Below are 16,001 nucleotides of genomic sequence, written 5' to 3'. Positions count from 1 at the left end.
ACGAACAGGCGCGTGCGTGCCGGAAGCGCAGCATCCGAGCCGTCGGGAACGCCGGTGATCGTGACGACCTCGTCGCCGCAACGCCAGGTGAGCGTCCCGGCGCCGCCTGTCCACTCGCCATCGTCTCGACCGAGCGCGAGCGGCTCGGCCAGCCAGAGCGTCGTGCCGGTGGGGATTGTCGCCGGAGCAGTCGGGGTTCGAAGCGGCGCCCCGCTCAGCATCGAATGCCAAGCAGGAACGACGACCGCGCCGGCGCCGGCATCCAGCGTGCTCAGCGCCGCCCGGTCGAGCGCCTCCGGGTCGAGCCAGGCACCCCGATCGTTCACGGGTGAGACGGTGCCAGCATCGAGAACGACAGTCTCAGCCGGGAGTGTCACCACGGGAGCGCCCTCCCATGCCCGGGTCGGCGCGGAGCGGTCGGGATCAAGCGCCCGGCGAATCGCCGTGGTCATGACGGATGCTGGCACCGACGTCGCCACATCGAAGATCCGGCGCTCACGATCGAGCGCGTCGGCCGCGTAGTCGTTCGCATCGTCGAGGCGCACCTGCGCGCGCCCGCTCAGCACGAGAGTCGCTCCGCGCAGGACGATGAGGGGCCACAGTGCCGTGATCTCCTCGTCGGTGAGCGGGCGCTGTGCGTGGAAGGCGCGAATCGCGGGAATGACCGACATCGGTTCTGCGCCATCGTGGTGCAGTACGCAGGATGCCGTGACCGCAATTTCGGCGACGCGCCACGAGCGCATCACGTCGCCGAAGTCGATCACGGCGTCGGGGAGGAGCTCGCCCTCGCCGCGCAGCACGTTGTCGTCAGTGATGTCGAAGTGCCCTACCTGCAGAGGAAGGCGGGATTCGACCCGATCGAGCGCCGCGCTGGCCTCGCTCACCGCCTGATCTATCGCGGCGCGAACCTCGGCATCCGGCTCATCAGGCAGCAGGGCGTCGATGACCCTGCGTGCATGACGCAGATCCCACTGCAGGGTGCGGCTGCTCGCGGGATGCTCGAAGCTTCCGAGTGCGGCGCTGACCCGCCCCGCAAGGTCTCCGAGGCGTTCGATAACAGTGGGGGGAAGGTAGCGCGACCCGGTCAGGGTGTGACCGGAGATGTTCTCCAGCACGCGAGCGTGAATGCGCCCCTGCGAGCTGTCCCACCAGGCCCAGAGAGCCCCCCGAGGTCCCGAGAGGACGCGAGGAACCCGTAGGGAAGGCTCGACCATCGCGACAGCATTCGTCGCCTCATCCTGCATCCGGATTTCGGTCTCGCTGAACACCGGATTGCTGAGCTTGAGGACGCCGAACGGCACGTCGGAGTCTCGCGGGAACAGGCGGAAGTTCTGGTCCTGCTGGCTCCCGAGAGGAATCGCGACGACGTCGATGCCAAAGGCCAGCGTGCAGAGCCTTTCGACCTCGTCGACGCCGAGGGTCGGAGTCGGCAGTTCGACGTGGTCGAAGTAGTTGAACAGTTCGGGCATGGCGTCTCCTTGGCGGCCCCATGATGGTGGAGTGGATTCTCTCACCCCCGACGATGTTCTGCCGCCTGCCCGAATCGTCTTGCCGTGGCGCCCGGCGCCGTCGCGCATCGATGCGTTCGAGCGTGTGGTCGCCTGGTATCGGGAGAATCTCCCCGAGGTGCCGCTGACGACCGTCGACACCGGTGACGTTCCGTTCGTCCTGGCAGCCTGTCGAAACCAGGCGATGGCGGATGCCGACCCCGACGAGGTCGTCGTGATCGGTGATGCCGACACGATCCCCGAGGTTCAGCCGCTGCGCGAGGCGATCCGCGCAGCGGCGACCAGTGGCGTCGTGCACCTTCCGTATACGGAGTACCGGTGGCTCGGCGCGACGGGCTCCGCCGACTATGCGCGGGGCGTGCCGCTACCCGAGTGCACCGTCGAGCAGTTCGTGTCGGGTGCCTGCTCGGGCGTGTACATCGCGACACCGCGCACGTGGGCCCGCCACGGGGGACAGGATGCCGGTTTCCGCGGGTGGGGGTTCGAGGATGCCGCCTGGAACCTCGCCCATCACACCCTGCTCGGTGAACCGCCGCGCCGCCACGAGGGTCGGGTGTACGCGCTTCACCACGTCGGCGAGGTCCGTGCCGGCGCGGGCTACGAGGCCAATGCCGCGCGGATGCAGCAGTACCGGGATGCCGCGGGCGACCGAGCCGCGATGGCAGCGCTCGTAGGCCTCGCGGACGAGAGCCTATCGCTCGGCTGACGTCGCGTCGGCGAGCGCCCGGTAGGCCCGCTCGGGGCCCGGACCGGCGAGTTGATCGGCACGGATCGCGGTGAGAGTCCTTCGACCCGCCCAGTCCGGATCCAGGATGGCCACGAGAGCCGACGCGAGATCCTCGGCGCTTGCCGCATTCGGGTCGAGGCTGCGTCCGACATCCTCGCGCTCGATCGCCGCCGCCCCCGCGAACTGGTCGGTCGAAAACGGGAGCACCAGGAGCGGCGCGCCAGCTCCGACCGCTTCGGTGACGGAGTTGTTGCCGCCGTGGGTGACGGCAGCTGTGGCGTGATCGAGTAGGCGCACCTGCGGCAGGTACTCGCGCACGAGCCAGCCTTCCGGGATCGTGCCGAGCTCGGCCGGGTCAGTGGCCCCCGTCGAGATCGCTGCGCGGACGCCGACGCGGCGCAGTGCCTCGGCGACGCGCGCGAGCACGTCGCCGCGAACGGATAGGAAGCTGCCGAAGCTGACGTAGACGAACGGTTCATCGACGGCGAGCCATGCTGCCACCGCGTCATCCTCGGGCTCGGTCCGCCGAGTCGAACCGAGAAAGACGTGCGGGGGCAGCGCCCTCCCATCGGTGCGGGCAAGCTCACCGGGATAGTTGTAGAGCACGCGCTCGCCGTGGGTAGCGAATGCATCGTCGACGCCGCGCGATCCGGCATCCAGTCGCTGTGCTACCTCGTTCCACTGCGCCGTGAACCGCGCCGAGACTTCCACGCAGACGTCCCGGAGCGTACGCAGCTCGTCGGGGTCTGGAGAAAAGGATGCCGGCCACGCCGGAGGGAAGCCATAGACCTCACCGGCAACCGGCAGGGCGCTCGGATGGCCGAGCACCACGTCGCCGTAGGGGATGCCTGCCGTATGGAGCGCGAGGCGAGCGCTGAACGCAAGGTGATCGACGAGGATCGCGTCGGGTGCGACATCCTCGATCACCGCGAGGGTTGCCCGGGCACGATCCTCGGGCTGCCACATGAGGTCGGTGAGGCGCTCCCGGGCTTGATAAAGGAGCGTGGGGATCATCCCGCGACGTGTGGCGGCGAAGAACCCCTCCAGAGACGCCGCCTCGTGAGCCTTCTGCTGCGCCGTGCGTATGATTCCCGCGTTGGAGCCGCGACCAAGCGGCAGATCGACCCGCCGATAGCCGAAGCGCTTCACGATGGGATCGGTCGCGGGGCCGGTCGCGACGACGACCTCTTCGCCGCGCTGCTGCCACGCAGTCGCGAGTGTTGCGAGGGGAAGCAGGTGCGAGGCGTAATCGGGACTGACGACCAGCAGCGTCATGCGACGCCCGCCGCCCGCACGAGCTCGGCCTCCTGCTCGGCGACCTGCCGATACACCGGAGCGAGCGCTGCCGCCATGGCCTGGATCGTGAACCTCTCGGCGACCATCGCTCGAGCTCGCTCGGCGATCGCGGGGTCGGCCAGGGCCGCGCGGTCCAGCGCGCGGTGGGTCGCCTCCGCCAGCGCGTGGACATCCCAGGTCGCGGTGAGAAACCCGGTGTCCTGGTCGGCCACATAGGTCGCGGGTCCGCCACCGTCGGGGGCGACGACAACAAGTCCCGTCGCGAGGGCCTCCAGCAGGGCGATGCCGAACTCTTCTTTGATGCTCGCGCACACGTACACCCCGCGCCCGGCCACTCTGCCGGGGATCCCAAGCCGGGCTGCAGCCACCCAGCGGGCTGCGACATCGTTGGGGCGGTGTCCGGCGAGGATGAGGCCGCGTGCCGCGCGCTCGGCGGAGGGAACCGCGACCTCGATGCGGTCGAGCTGCTCGCGCTCATCCAGCGAGGGGTTCTCGAGGTCACCGCCGATGATGAGCAGATTCGCGCGCTCGGACAGCGCGCTGCCGGCCCACGTCTCGGCGAGCGTCGCCATTCCCTTCACGCGGTGCATGCGGCCGACGCTGACGATCAGCGGCAGATCACGCCGATCCGGCGGCAAAGCCCCGACCAGGTCGGCAAGCTCGCGCAGCGCGGGATCGGCATCCGTCGCCCCTCCCGACACGAGGGCGACGGATCGATCGACGACCTCAAGGTCGACACCCTCGGCGACGATCGTGTGCCTTTCGGGGACGCTGTCGATGTCGACGCCGACCAGTGATCGGATGTCGTCGGCAAGGTTCTGGCGCGGGAACAGCACGCTGTGCGAGGCGGAGCCGGCAAGCGAACGCACCAGACTCGTGCGGAACCAGAAGTGCTCAGCGAGGTCGGTCTGGCCGAAGTTCTCGCGCGTGAGGGTGCCCGCCCGGTCGAGCGACTGGATGACCGCGTGGGGGTCGGGTGCGAGGGTGAAGACCGTCGGGATGCCGAGCTCACGCGCGACGTCGGCTGCGGCGAGTGAGCCGACGTCAGCCATCCGCAGGTGCAGCACGTCGATGTGGCCCGCCGCGCGCAGGAGACGACGGATGCCGCGCCGTGCCCGCACACGCAGAGGCCATGCTGCAGCCGACGGCGTGGGGCGCGCCGCGAGCGGAACATGGCCGTAGACGTGCCCCCTGCTCTGGGAGGCGACATCGAGGAGGTCAGCTGTCGCCTGCGAGATCGAGCCGCGCGAGAGTGTCAGCACGCGCTCGACGGCGCCGGGCTCGTGAGTGAGGGCGTCGCCCAGGCGCACCAGGAGGGTGGCAATCCCGCCGTTATCCCCGGCCCCCGCGGCGCTCAGCGACGGGTCGATATCGGCGTGCAGGAAGAGCTGGGCGACGGTGAGTCCGCTCGAGGTGTCGCGGGTGGGGTGAGCGAGAGCCGGCTCGAGGTCGATGACGGCCAACCGTGCGTGGTCAGACAGGGGTCCATCGGCAGTGACAAGGTCCTCGAGCGCACGCCGCACCCCGGGTTCGCCCGAGCGCTGACCCAGCGCCGCGACGGCGGCCTCGCGCACCTCCACGGCTTCTGTGTCGGTGCGGGCAATGGTCAGCAGCGTGCGCGTCGCGGACGACTGGCGTACGAGTCCGAGGGTCTCGACCAGGCGGGCCCGGCCCGCGGCAGCCGTCGCCTCAGTCGATACGGCCAGCACCGACTCCAGCGCGACCGCCAGCACATCTCCCGCCGCGACCGACCACTTCTCGAGCGTGCGCTGCGCGAGCATCCCGGTGAACCCACCGCGCCCGACCAGAGCGATCAGGCGGGCGATCGCCGAGAACCGCGGCAGCCCCTGGCCGAGCGCCCAGGCTGCGTGTTCGTGGATGAAGGGGCGGGGGTCATCGAGCAGCGAGACCAGGCGCGCGGCGGCCTGTTCGTCGAACATCTCAGACAGCGCGTGCACCGCGGCAATTGCGGCGATGTCGTCGGTGCCGGCCAGGGCGGCGGAGAGCACCCGGAGCGTACGCACGCCCGGATCGCGGCCCGCCTCGAACGCCAGATCGTCGGCAGCGCGCAGCGCCTCGACGATGGTCGCGGCGCCGGTCACCCGGTCCATCGCTGCCTGAATCCCCATGGCGGTCCTTTCCGTGCACGTCCCGGCACCGCCAGCCGGACACCGTGATCGTACTGCCCCTCGGCGAACGCTGTCGTGCATCCCCGTAGGGTTGACAACGCCGCCGGTTTGTGGCGTCTTCCCTCGTCTGTGCATTGCTGGAGAAACCCGTGTCTGTTCTCATCATCGGTGACGTCGGCGTGCTCGATGGCATGTTCCATATCGGCGACGAGGCGATGTTCGAGGTCGCCGTGGGTGAGCTCTCTGAGCGCGGTCTCTCGCCCATCGGGGTGAGCTCGAATCCCCCCGAAACGGCGGCACGCTACGGCATCCCGGCACTTCCGCGGCTCGGGTTCGCGGGACTCGATCGTGCCGAAGCTGCCCGGCGCGCCGACCACCTTCTCGCGGTAGCCGCGGGCTCGGCTGAGCTCTCGCCGGACGACCCAGCAGTCGAGGTCTTCGCGGCGCTCGAGGGGGCGCGGTTGCTCGTCAACGCGGGTGGCGGGAATCTCGCGACCCGCTGGCACAGCCACGTGTTCGAACGCACCACCCTGGCACGCCTGGCTCACGCGAGGGGAGTGCCGGTGGTGGTCACGGGGCAGACCCTCGGCCCCGACCTCGACGCACCCGATGACGCAGCGGTGGCACGGATGCTGCGCGAGGCGGCTCTGGTCGGTGTGCGAGAGCCCGACACGGCTGCCCTCGTCGACTCGTGGGGACTGAGCGCGACCCTGAACGTCGACGACGCATCCTTCCTCGGCCTCGGTGAGGACGGTGAGGACGGTGTGTCAGCGCCGCCCAGGGGAGTCGTCGTGAGTCTGTCGGGCTGGTTCGCAGGGCGGCGAGCCGACCAAGTCGAGCAGCACATCGCCGAGCTCGCGGATGCCGCAGCACGAACCGTCGGACCGGTCTCGTTCCACGCACACTTCGGGCCTCTCGATCCGGCCGCGCCCGCGAGAGGTGACGCCGCGCTACACGAGAGGGTCAGGCAGCGGATGTCGGAGCCCTCGACCGTCATCCCGACCGGCACGTCCCGCGATGCGGCGGCGCTCGTTCGGCGGGCTGAACTTCTCATCACCGGCCGCTACCACCCCGCTGTTTTCGCCGCGCCGGCAGGCACCCCCGTGCTCGCAGTGTCTGCCGACCAGTACACGCGCATCAAGCTCGGGGGCGCCCTCGGCCACTGGGGCCAGTCCGGCGTGCTCGATCTCGACGAGCTACGGGATGCGCCGCGCCGGCTCGAGGCGCTTGTTGCCGACACCGCCGCCATTCGCGATGAGGCGGCGGCTCGCCTGCCGCGGCTGCGGGCGGCATCCCGGCAGTGGTGGGACCGCGTCGCGGCATCCGCCCGGCCGTGACGCGAGGCAGCGGGACCACCGGCCCGAGGAGGGCGCGCCGAGCCCTCGGTAGGATGGCCTGGTGCCTGTGAACCCTGAACTGGTCGGGCGGGACTTCCCGCCGACCGCCCCGTATCTGGTGGGACGAGAGAAGGTCCGGGAGTTCGCGCGAGCGGTGTTCGCCGACGACCCGCAGCACACCGACCCCGGTGCCGCGCAGGCTCTCGGATACGCCGATGTCGTTGCGCCGCCGACCTTCGCGATGGTCATTCAAGATCTCACGCTGCAGCAGCTGCTCGCCGAGCCCGATTCGGGAATCGAGTTGCACCGCCTCATCCACGCCGAGCAGCGTTTCGCGTACACGCGTCCGATCGTCGCGGGCGACGAGCTGGTTGCCACCCTCGCCGTCACGCAGGTGCGTCCGTTCGGTAAGGGCGCGATGGTCACGAGCGAAGCCACCATCACGGATGCCGATGACGCACACGTCGTCACGGCCACCTCTGTGCTGCTGGTGGGGGGGGACGACGAATGAGCGCGCACACCATCGACTCCGGCGACCTTGCCGTCGGCGACATCGTCGCTGAGCGCACGGTGCACCTCACCCGCGAGTCGCTCGTGCGCTACGCGGGAGCATCCGGCGACTTCAACCCGATTCACTACCGCGATGACGTCGCGGCATCCGTCGGTCTTCCCGGCGTGCTCGCCCACGGGATGCTGACGATGGGCCTGGCCGTCGAAACCGTCGTGCCGTGGCTCGGCGATGCGGGCCGCATCCTCGAGTACGGCGTGCGGTTCACGCGGCCTGTCGTCGTCGACCCGGATGCCGGCGCCGACGTCGCTGTGCAGGGCAAGGTCTTCGCGCTCGACGAGGATTCCGTGACCATCGATCTGACGGTGACCGCCGGCGGCACGGCGGTGCTGGGCAAGGCGCGCCTGCGCGCCCGCCGAGGCTGATGCCCGAGATCGCACCCAGGCCGCTGGCGAGCCTGACCACGCTGCGCACCGGGGGCGAACCCGCCCGGATGTGGGAAGCCCACGATCGGGACGAACTGGTTGCGGCGCTCCGAGACACCTGGGCGACGGGGGAGCCGTGGTTCGTCCTCGGCGGCGGATCGAACCTGTTCGTCGGTGACGAACCCTTCGACGGCACCGTGATCCGCATCCTGACCCGCGGCATCGAATGCCTCCCCGCGCCGGCGCCGCAGGTGGCGCGGCTGCGCATCCAGGCCGGTCACGACTGGGATGACCTCGTGGCGTACACCGTGGCCGAGGGGCTGTCGGGGATCGCCGCGATGTCAGGCATCCCGGGCACTGTCGGTGCGGCTCCCGTGCAGAACGTCGGCGCCTACGGTCAAGAGATCGTGCAGACCCTCGTCGAGGTCGAGCTGATCGACGAGAGTACGGGCGAGGTCTCGACAGTTCCCGCCGCAGAGCTGGGGCTCGGCTTCCGTACGTCGGTGCTCAAACATCACCACGGCTCCGAGCCGCTTCGGCGTGCCGTCATCCTGTCGGTCACGCTCGATCTGCTCGAGGTCGGCCCGGCGCCGCGACGGCTGCGCGGCGCGCAGCTCCGGCAGGCCCTGGGCCTTGAGGAGGACGACGCCGTCACCCTGCAGTGGGTGCGCGATCACGTTCTGGCAACGCGCGCCCGCAAGGGCATGGTGCTCGATGACGCCGATCCCGATACCTACAGTGCCGGTTCCTTCTTCCAGAATGCGGTCGTCTCGGCATCCTTCGCCCGAACGCTGCCGCCCGAGTGCCCGCGGTGGCCGGTTCGTCCCGACGGCACAGATGCGACCTCGGAGCCGGTGCGGATCATCCCACTCGACACGTTCGACGGGTACATCCCCCCGACTGAGGTCGACGACCCGGATGTCAAGGTCAGTGCCGCGTGGCTCATCGAGCATTCCGGCATCCGCAAGGGCTTTCACCTGCCGCGTTCGCGGGCGGCGCTCTCGAGCAAGCACGCGCTGGCACTGACCAATCACGCGGGCGCGACAGCCGCCGAGATCGCGGAGCTCGCCCGCTTCATCCAGGGTCGGGTGCAGGCCGAGTTCGGACTGATCCTGCAGCCCGAGCCGGTCCTCGTCGGCGTCGACCTGTAGGACCCCAGGTTCCGGCAGCCGGGGTGTGGTCCCGTCGCAACGGCGCAGGGACTCGCCGACACCCCGGTCTGTGGTGCTTGGGCCCGGCGTGTCGGCAAAAGGGTGCGCCGTTGCGACCACGCGGGGCGACCCGCGAGGGCGGGCCGGCGGGAAGCGAGAGCGTCAGGAGCGGTTAGGAGAACAGCCCCTGCATCCGGCGCACGCCCTCCAGCAGCGCGTCATCGCCGAGCGCGTACGACATGCGGAGGTACCCGCTGGGACCGAAAGCCTCGCCCGGAACGACTGCCACCTCGATCTCATCGAGGATGAGGTCGGCAAGCTCCAGCGAGGTCTCGATGCGCTTGCCGTGCCACTCGCGCCCCAGCAGACCCTGGACGTCGGGGTAGGCGTAGAACGCGCCCAGGGGAGTCGGAACCGTGACCCCGGGGATCTTCGCCAGCTCTTCGACGATGACCCGACGACGGCGGTCGAAGGCCTGTCGCATCTGCTCGGCCTCGTCCTGCGGTCCGGTCAGAGCTGCGATCGCTGCTCGCTGGGCGATGTTGTTGACGTTGCTGGAGAGATGCGACTGCAGGTTGGCCGCGAGCTTCATCGCGTCGGCGGGACCGACCATCCAGCCCACCCGCCATCCCGTCATCGCGTACGTCTTCGCGACACCGTTGACGAGGATCGTCTGCCCCGCGAGCTCCGGCACGGCCTGCACGATCGAGACCGCCGTAGCGCCGTCGTAGACGAGGTGCTGATAGATCTCGTCGGTGATGACCCAGATGCCGTGCGCCAGGGCCCACTCGCCGATCGCGCGGGTCTCCTCCTCGGTGTACACCGAGCCGGTGGGGTTGGATGGCGAGACGAAGACGAGCGTCGTCGTGCGCTCCGTGCGCGCCGCCTCCAGCTGCTCGACAGTCACCTTGTAGTCCTGGTCGGCGCCGGCGAACACCTCGACCGGGATGCCGTCAGCTAGCTGGATCGCTTCGGGGTACGTGGTCCAGTAGGGCGCCGGGAGGAGAACCTCATCACCCGGGTTCACGACGGCCTGGAAGGCCTGGTAGACGGCCTGCTTGCCGCCGTTTGTCACGATCACCTGGGCGTGCGAGACCTCGATTCCCGAGTCGCTGCGGGTCTTCTCGGCGATCGCCTGCCGCAGATCGGGGAGCCCCGCCGCCGGCGTGTAGCGGAAGTTCTTGGGGTCGCGCAGCGCCTCGGCGGCGGCATCCACGATGAACTGCGGCGTCGCGAAATCCGGCTCTCCTGCCGCGTAGCTGATGACCGGCCGACCCGCAGCCTGGAGCGCTTTCGCCTTCGCGTCGACCTTCAGAGTCGCGGACTCGGCGATAGCGGACAGTTTGCGAGACAGGGGAGCACGTTCGGTCACAGAAACACATCGTAGTCGGGCGCATGAGCGACACCCGGATGCATCGCCAGCCGGGCGGAGGGGGTGCGGCATCCACCGAATGGGGGATGCCGCACCCGACCAACGGCCGCTGTTGTGGCAGCCGCCGCCAGGGCACTCTGGAGGCATGGAAAACGCTGCGGTGCGGGTGCGGAACCTGCGCAAGACCTACGGATCGCGGGCTGCCATCGATGACGTGTCGTTCGACATCATCCGAGGTGAGACCTTCGCCCTGCTCGGCCCCAACGGCGCCGGCAAGTCCACCACCGTTGAGATCCTCGAGGGATACCGCCGTCGCACCAGCGGCGAGGTGACGGTCCTGGGGGACGACCCCGGACACGCCGGCTTGGCGTGGAAGGCGCGGCTGGGCATTGTGCTGCAGACCACCGGCCAGGCAGGAGCCTTCACCGTGCGCGAGCAGTTGCGTCAGTTCGCGGGCTACTATCCCCGCCCCCGCGACGTGGAGGAGGTGATCGCTGCAGTCGGACTCGAAGAGAAGGCGAACACGCGAATCTCCAAGCTCTCCGGCGGGCAGCAGCGACGCATGGACGTCGCGCTCGGCATCATCGGAAACCCTGAACTCCTCTTTCTCGACGAGCCGACCACCGGATTCGACCCGCAGGCGCGTCGGGAGTTCTGGGGTCTCATCCGCAGGCTCCAGGGCGAAGGCACCACGATCCTGCTCACGACGCACTATCTCGATGAGGCGGCGCAGCTGGCCGACAGGGTCGCCGTCATCGATCGGGGACTTCTGCAGGCGATCGGGCCCATCGCCACGTTCGGCGGCGAGGACGCCCGGATGCCGCGCGTCACATGGCGCGAAGGTGGCACGCTGCACACCGAGAGCACCCCCGCGCCCTGGGCCTTCGCCCGGTCGCTCGCCGAGCGCCTCGGCGGTGAGCCCGACGAGCTCGAGATCCGTCGCCCCACCCTGGAAGACATCTACCTCGGCATGGTCGACCCGGACGAGGCAGTCGCCCCGGACGATGCAGTCGCCCCGGCACCCTCCTCACACACCTCTTCGATTCCGGAGAAACTGTCATGACCGCTCTCACCCTCGCTCCGGCCCGGTTCAGCCCGATGCACGCGGTACGCCACGGCATCCGTCGTATCGGGTTCGAAATCCGCGGCTACGCCCGCTCGCCCGAGACGATCTTCTTCACCTTTCTCTTCCCGATCCTGATGCTCGCCCTCTTCAGCACCGTCTTCGGCGGCGACGGCGATCAGAGCTATGGGCAGGGACTGCCAGCCCTCTCGGCGGCACAGATGTATCTTCCGGGCATGCTCGCGGCGGGTGTGCTGCTCTCTGGCTTGCAGAACCTGGCGATCGACATCGCCCTCGAGCGGCATGACGGCACCCTCAAGCGACTGGGCGGGACGCCGCTGTCGCCGGTGAGCTACTTCATCGGCAAGATCGGTCAGGTGCTGGTCACCGGCACGGTGCAGGCAGCTGTCTTGCTCGCGTTCGCGGGGCTCGTGCTGGGCGTGCCGCTGCCGTCCGACGTGGAGTCGTGGCTGACCTTCGCGTGGGTGTTCGTCCTGGGACTTGCGACCTCGGCGTTCCTCGGAATCGCCATCTCGGCCATCCCCCGAAGCGCCCGGAGCGCCTCAGCCGTCGTCATCCCGGTGGCCCTCGTGCTGCAGTTCATTTCGGGCGTCTACATGTTCTTCTGGCTGCTGCCCGAATGGCTGCAAAACGTCGCGAACCTCTTCCCGCTGGCATGGATGGCCAAGGGAATGCGTGCGGTCTTCCTGCCGCCCGAGTACGCGACCCTCGAGCAGAGCGGCGCCTGGGACCTCGGCGGCGTCGCGATCGCTCTGCTGATCTGGCTCGTCGTGGGCCTCATCATCAGCCGCCTCACCTTCCGGTGGATCCGGCGCGACGCGTAGCCTGGGGCGGTTACGCGTAAGGCAGGCGAAGGGGTGATGATGAGCGAATCGCGATGGTGGGATGTCGTCGTCCCGATCGTGGCGGCAGCGATCGTCGCGCCCATCCTGGTCCTGTCGGAACTCGACGGTCTTGATCGGATGCTGGTCGCTGCCTCCGCGGCGCTTCTGGTCGTCGCCTATTTCGGCTTCGGCCGGCGGCTCCGGCAGCGCAGCAGCACGTCGCTGGCCGTCGTGTTCGTCGTCCTCGTGACCATTTCCATCGGAATCGGCGTGACCGCTGCCCCGTTCATGGCGATGCTCCAGACTCTGGCGTATCCCCTCGTGTGGGTCTCGGTCGACACCCGACGAGGAGGCGTTCTCGGATCCATCGCCATCGGTTTCGGTGTTTTCGTCGGATTCGTGGCTCACGGCGGCTTCACGATCGAGTCGCTCTGGGAAGGCATCCTCTCGGGGGGTCTGGCAGTCGTCTTCGCTACCGCTCTCGGCCTATGGATCTCGAGCATCGCCGAGTATGGGCAGGAGCGGGCACGTCTGGTCACGGAGCTGACCGCGGCGCAGTCCCAGGTCGAGGCGCTCAGTCGGGACCGGGGTGCGGCGGAGGAGCGGGAGCGCATCGCTCGTGACATCCACGACACGCTGGCGCAGACCCTCGCGGGCCTCGTCCTGTTGAGCGAGCGTGCGGGCCGGCAAGCGCGGGACGGGCGAACGGATGCCGCGGCCGAGACGATCGCGACGATCGAGCAGACCGCGCGCGAGGCGCTCGCTGAGTCCCGCGCGCTCGTGGCGCGGATGGCCGCGGTTCCCGCCGATGACGCTCTGGCGGCAGCGATCGAGCGGCTGGCCGCGCGCTTCCGGGCAGAGGTCGGCCTCGCGATTGATGTCGAGGTTGCAGCCGGCGTGGATCTCGATCGTGAGCAGCAGGTCGTTCTGCTGCGCTGCCTGCAAGAGGCTCTCGCCAACGTCCGAAAGCACGCGCGGGCAACCGTAGTCCTCGTGACCGTGGCCCACGATGGCGAGGGGATCCGGATGACTGTCCGCGACGACGGAGTCGGCTTCGACCCGTTGGCTGCCCGCACTGGATTCGGGCTCGACGGCATCAGCGACCGCGCGACACTCGCGGGAGGGGACGTCGAGGTGGAATCGGCACCGGGCCACGGCGCGACGCTGACGATCCTGCTCCCGCCGGCCGGAGTCGCGGCATGATCCGACTCCTGATCGCCGATGACCATCCCGTCGTGCGCGCGGGGCTCGCCGGCTTGTTCGCCGATGAGGAAGGCTTCGAGGTTGTCGGTCAGGCGGCCGATGGAGCCCAGGCGGTCGAGCTGGCAGCACGCGAGAAGCCGGATGTCGTGCTCATGGACCTGCGGATGCCCGTGATCGACGGTGTTGCAGCGACGGGGCGCATCGTCGCCTTTGGCGCCGACGCGCCGCGCGTGCTCATCCTCACGACGTATGAGAGCGACGATCAGATCCTGGCGGCGATCGAGGCGGGAGCCGCCGGTTACCTGCTCAAGGCAGCGCCGCAGGACGAGATCGTCGCGGGGATCCGCCTGGTCGCGACGGGGCAGACGGCGCTCTCGCCGGCCGTGGCGGCGCGGCTGGTGTCGCGAATGCGCGAGCCTGCGGCATCCGTCACGCTTACTCCGCGCGAGATCGAGGTCCTGCAGCTTGTGGCGCGCGGTCGCAGCAACAAGCTCATCGGCACTGATCTCGGCATTGGCGAGTCGACGGTCAAGACCCACCTGCTGAAGATCTTCGACAAGCTCGAGGTCGCCGACCGAACCCACGCCGTGACGGTAGCCATGGAGCGCGGCATCCTCTAGCGAGGCCGGGCGTCCACTCACGCGCAATGAGACGCAGTGTCATCTATGATGAGTCGCAGTCCCACCTCTGAAAGCGAGTTCGTCATGGCTGACACCTCCGCCTACGTTCCTCCCGTCGATGACTACGCGTTCCTGTTCGCCGAGGCATTCGGCACCGATCTGGTGGCGCGCGCCACCAGCGGAGCCCTGAGCGCAGAGGATGCCGTCGACGCGCTGTCTGCGGCGGGGGAGCTCGCATCCGAGGTGCTGGCGCCGCTGAACGCATCCGGCGACCGCGAGGGAGTGACGGTCATCGACGGCCAGGCGAAGACGCCAGCCGGGTTCCCCGAGGCCTATCGCGCGATCGTTGAGGCGGGCTGGATCACCGCCGAAGCGCCCGAGTCTGCCGGCGGCGATGGCCTGCCCGCGCTCGTACAAGCGGGACTCGGCGAGATGTGGAACGCCGCCAACACCGCGTTCGCGCTGTGCAGCGCCCTCACCACCGGGGCGATCCACGCCCTGGATGCCTATGCCTCCGACGACCTGCGCGAGCAGTACCTCACGCGGCTCGTCAGCGGCGAGTGGACCGGCACCATGAACCTCACGGAGCCCCAGGCCGGCACAGACCTCGGCGCGATCCGCACCATGGCGACCCCGAACGACGACGGCACCTGGGCGGTCAAGGGTCAGAAGATCTTCATCACCTGGGGCGACCACGACGTCGCCGAGAACATCGTTCATCTCGTGCTCGCTCGCACGCCGGATGCCCCCGAGGGTGCGAAGGGGATCTCGCTGTTCGTCGTGCCGAAGTTCCTGCCCGACGCTGCTGGAAACCCCGGGGAACGCAACGCCGTCACAACGGTCTCGGTCGAGCACAAGCTCGGCATCCACGGCAGCCCGACCTGCGTGCTCGAGTATGAGGGAGCGACGGGCTTCCTCGTCGGAGAGCTTCACGGCGGTCTTGCCGGAATGTTCGTCATGATGAACTCTGCCCGTGTCGGCATGGGGCTCCAGGCCACGGGAATCAGCGACCGCGCCTACCAACGCGCGCGGGCATATGCGCACGAGCGTATGCAAGGTGCTGTGCTCGATCGTCCTGCCGGGACCCCGATCGCCGAGCACCCCGACGTCCGTCGCCTCCTGCTGTCGATGGCGAGCGAGATCAGTGCGATGCGGGCTCTCGGCGTGTACGTCGGCGACCTGTTCGACCGGGCGACGGATGCCGACAGCCTCCGCCTAGCCGAGCTGTTCGTCCCGATCTTCAAAGGCTGGACCACCGAAGAGGCTCTGCGGATCACGTCCGACGCGATCCAGGTGCACGGCGACATGGGCTTCATCGAGGAGTCCGGCGCGCCCCAGCACTACCGCGATGCCCGGATCATGCCGATCTACGAGGGCACCACGGCCATCCAGTCCAACGACCTGATTGGTCGGAAGGTCATCCGTGATGGCGGCGCGACAGTCGGCCGCGTCCTCGGCGAGGCCGCCGACGCGATCGCCATGCTCGAAAGCCTCGACCACCCCGTCGCTGCACGGACCGCGGCGCGACTCGAGCGGGCCCGTGCATCTGCTGAGGAGGCGACGGCACAGCTGATTGCGTTCGGGATGACGCGCGACGCATATGCCGTCAGCGTCCCGTACCTCATGCTCCTGGGCTTCGTGGCTGGTGGGCTGATGCACGCACGGATTCTCGCGGCAACCCTCGCGCACGACGCGCAGACGGATGCCGATGCGCGCCGCATCCGTGAAGCAGACGCGTACGGGGTCTACCACCTGTCGCGCGTCGCGGGTCTTGCCGAGGTCGTCGCCGCCGGCGAGATCGCCTGAGGCCTCCCGCG

At 69.1% G+C, this 16,001-nt stretch carries 14 protein-coding genes; 10 read left to right on the top strand and 4 right to left on the bottom strand.

Annotation, left to right across the window (positions count from 1 at the left end; genetic code table 11):
- On the bottom strand, window positions 1-1,469 hold a 1,469-nt coding region (locus Q1V87_RS03945), incomplete at its 3' end, for a phosphotransferase (protein WP_300590925.1).
- 31 nt (window positions 1,470-1,500) lie between these two features.
- Here Q1V87_RS03945 and Q1V87_RS03940 point away from each other — a divergent pair.
- The gene (locus Q1V87_RS03940; RefSeq protein WP_300590924.1) at window positions 1,501-2,214 is read left to right on the top strand and encodes a hypothetical protein; all 714 of its coding nucleotides are present in this window, start codon (window positions 1,501-1,503) and stop codon (window positions 2,212-2,214) included.
- Here the strand turns inward: Q1V87_RS03940 and Q1V87_RS03935 are convergent.
- Entirely contained in the window at window positions 2,200-3,510 is a 1,311-nt protein-coding gene (locus Q1V87_RS03935; RefSeq protein WP_300590923.1) for a glycosyltransferase, read from the bottom strand. The two genes, Q1V87_RS03940 and Q1V87_RS03935, sit on opposite strands and share 15 nt — an antisense overlap.
- A complete protein-coding gene (locus Q1V87_RS03930) occupies window positions 3,507-5,660 on the bottom strand; it encodes a glycosyltransferase (RefSeq protein WP_300590921.1) in 2,154 nt (717 codons plus the stop codon). Before Q1V87_RS03930 ends, Q1V87_RS03935 begins: the two co-directional genes overlap by 4 nt.
- Window positions 5,661-5,809: 149 nt before the next feature.
- Between Q1V87_RS03930 and Q1V87_RS03925 the strand changes: the two genes are divergently transcribed.
- The 4 genes from Q1V87_RS03925 to Q1V87_RS03910 all read left to right on the top strand — a co-directional run bounded on the left by Q1V87_RS03925 (window position 5,810) and on the right by Q1V87_RS03910 (window position 9,081).
- Window positions 5,810-6,997 (top strand): polysaccharide pyruvyl transferase family protein, encoded by a 1,188-nt coding sequence (locus tag Q1V87_RS03925; RefSeq protein WP_300590920.1) that lies wholly within the window; start codon window positions 5,810-5,812, stop codon window positions 6,995-6,997.
- Window positions 6,998-7,058: 61 nt separating this feature from the next.
- Window positions 7,059-7,508: a MaoC family dehydratase N-terminal domain-containing protein gene (locus Q1V87_RS03920; protein WP_300590919.1), complete on the top strand. Its 450-nt coding sequence runs from the start codon at window positions 7,059-7,061 to the stop codon at window positions 7,506-7,508.
- A complete protein-coding gene (locus Q1V87_RS03915) occupies window positions 7,505-7,930 on the top strand; it encodes a MaoC/PaaZ C-terminal domain-containing protein (protein WP_300590918.1) in 426 nt (141 codons plus the stop codon). The genes Q1V87_RS03920 and Q1V87_RS03915 overlap by 4 nt, the downstream gene beginning before the upstream one ends.
- The gene (locus Q1V87_RS03910; protein ID WP_300590917.1) at window positions 7,930-9,081 is read left to right on the top strand and encodes a UDP-N-acetylmuramate dehydrogenase; all 1,152 of its coding nucleotides are present in this window, start codon (window positions 7,930-7,932) and stop codon (window positions 9,079-9,081) included. The genes Q1V87_RS03915 and Q1V87_RS03910 overlap by 1 nt, the downstream gene beginning before the upstream one ends.
- 172 nt (window positions 9,082-9,253) lie before the next feature.
- On the opposite strand, the gene Q1V87_RS03905 is transcribed toward Q1V87_RS03910, so the two are convergent.
- Window positions 9,254-10,453, bottom strand: a complete 1,200-nt coding sequence (locus Q1V87_RS03905; RefSeq protein ID WP_300590916.1) for a pyridoxal phosphate-dependent aminotransferase — start codon at window positions 10,451-10,453, stop codon at window positions 9,254-9,256.
- Between the two features lie 145 nt (window positions 10,454-10,598).
- On the opposite strand from Q1V87_RS03905, the gene Q1V87_RS03900 reads away from it, so the two are divergent.
- The 5 genes from Q1V87_RS03900 to Q1V87_RS03880 all read left to right on the top strand — a co-directional run bounded on the left by Q1V87_RS03900 (window position 10,599) and on the right by Q1V87_RS03880 (window position 15,990).
- Complete coding sequence (locus tag Q1V87_RS03900; RefSeq protein ID WP_300590915.1) at window positions 10,599-11,516, top strand: ABC transporter ATP-binding protein; 918 nt, start codon at window positions 10,599-10,601, stop codon at window positions 11,514-11,516.
- Entirely contained in the window at window positions 11,513-12,361 is an 849-nt protein-coding gene (locus Q1V87_RS03895; protein ID WP_300590914.1) for an ABC transporter permease, read from the top strand. Before Q1V87_RS03900 ends, Q1V87_RS03895 begins: the two co-directional genes overlap by 4 nt.
- Window positions 12,362-12,397: 36 nt before the next feature.
- A complete protein-coding gene (locus Q1V87_RS03890; RefSeq protein ID WP_300590913.1) occupies window positions 12,398-13,564 on the top strand; it encodes a sensor histidine kinase in 1,167 nt (388 codons plus the stop codon).
- Window positions 13,561-14,184, top strand: coding sequence for a response regulator transcription factor (locus tag Q1V87_RS03885; RefSeq protein ID WP_300590912.1), 624 nt, complete (start codon window positions 13,561-13,563; stop codon window positions 14,182-14,184). The genes Q1V87_RS03890 and Q1V87_RS03885 overlap by 4 nt, the downstream gene beginning before the upstream one ends.
- 84 nt (window positions 14,185-14,268) lie before the next feature.
- A complete protein-coding gene (locus Q1V87_RS03880; protein ID WP_300590911.1) occupies window positions 14,269-15,990 on the top strand; it encodes an acyl-CoA dehydrogenase in 1,722 nt (573 codons plus the stop codon).
- Window positions 15,991-16,001: the final 11 nt, after the last annotated feature.

Origin of the sequence: Microbacterium sp. (assembly GCF_030149085.1) — a bacterium.
Taxonomy (GTDB): domain Bacteria; phylum Actinomycetota; class Actinomycetes; order Actinomycetales; family Microbacteriaceae; genus Microbacterium.
Note: the sequence above shows the minus strand (reverse complement) of the source record. Positions and strands in the feature narration are given on the sequence as shown.

Coding starts and splice junctions, on each gene's coding strand:
- Q1V87_RS03935 (WP_300590923.1), bottom strand. CDS start 3,510: ATGACGCTGCTGGTCGTCAGTCCCGATTACGCCTCGCACCTGCTTCCC.
- Q1V87_RS03930 (WP_300590921.1), bottom strand. CDS start 5,660: ATGGGGATTCAGGCAGCGATGGACCGGGTGACCGGCGCCGCGACCATC.
- Q1V87_RS03915 (WP_300590918.1), top strand. CDS start 7,505: ATGAGCGCGCACACCATCGACTCCGGCGACCTTGCCGTCGGCGACATC.
- Q1V87_RS03910 (WP_300590917.1), top strand. CDS start 7,930: ATGCCCGAGATCGCACCCAGGCCGCTGGCGAGCCTGACCACGCTGCGC.
- Q1V87_RS03900 (WP_300590915.1), top strand. CDS start 10,599: ATGGAAAACGCTGCGGTGCGGGTGCGGAACCTGCGCAAGACCTACGGA.
- Q1V87_RS03895 (WP_300590914.1), top strand. CDS start 11,513: ATGACCGCTCTCACCCTCGCTCCGGCCCGGTTCAGCCCGATGCACGCG.
- Q1V87_RS03890 (WP_300590913.1), top strand. CDS start 12,398: ATGATGAGCGAATCGCGATGGTGGGATGTCGTCGTCCCGATCGTGGCG.
- Q1V87_RS03885 (WP_300590912.1), top strand. CDS start 13,561: ATGATCCGACTCCTGATCGCCGATGACCATCCCGTCGTGCGCGCGGGG.
- Q1V87_RS03880 (WP_300590911.1), top strand. CDS start 14,269: ATGGCTGACACCTCCGCCTACGTTCCTCCCGTCGATGACTACGCGTTC.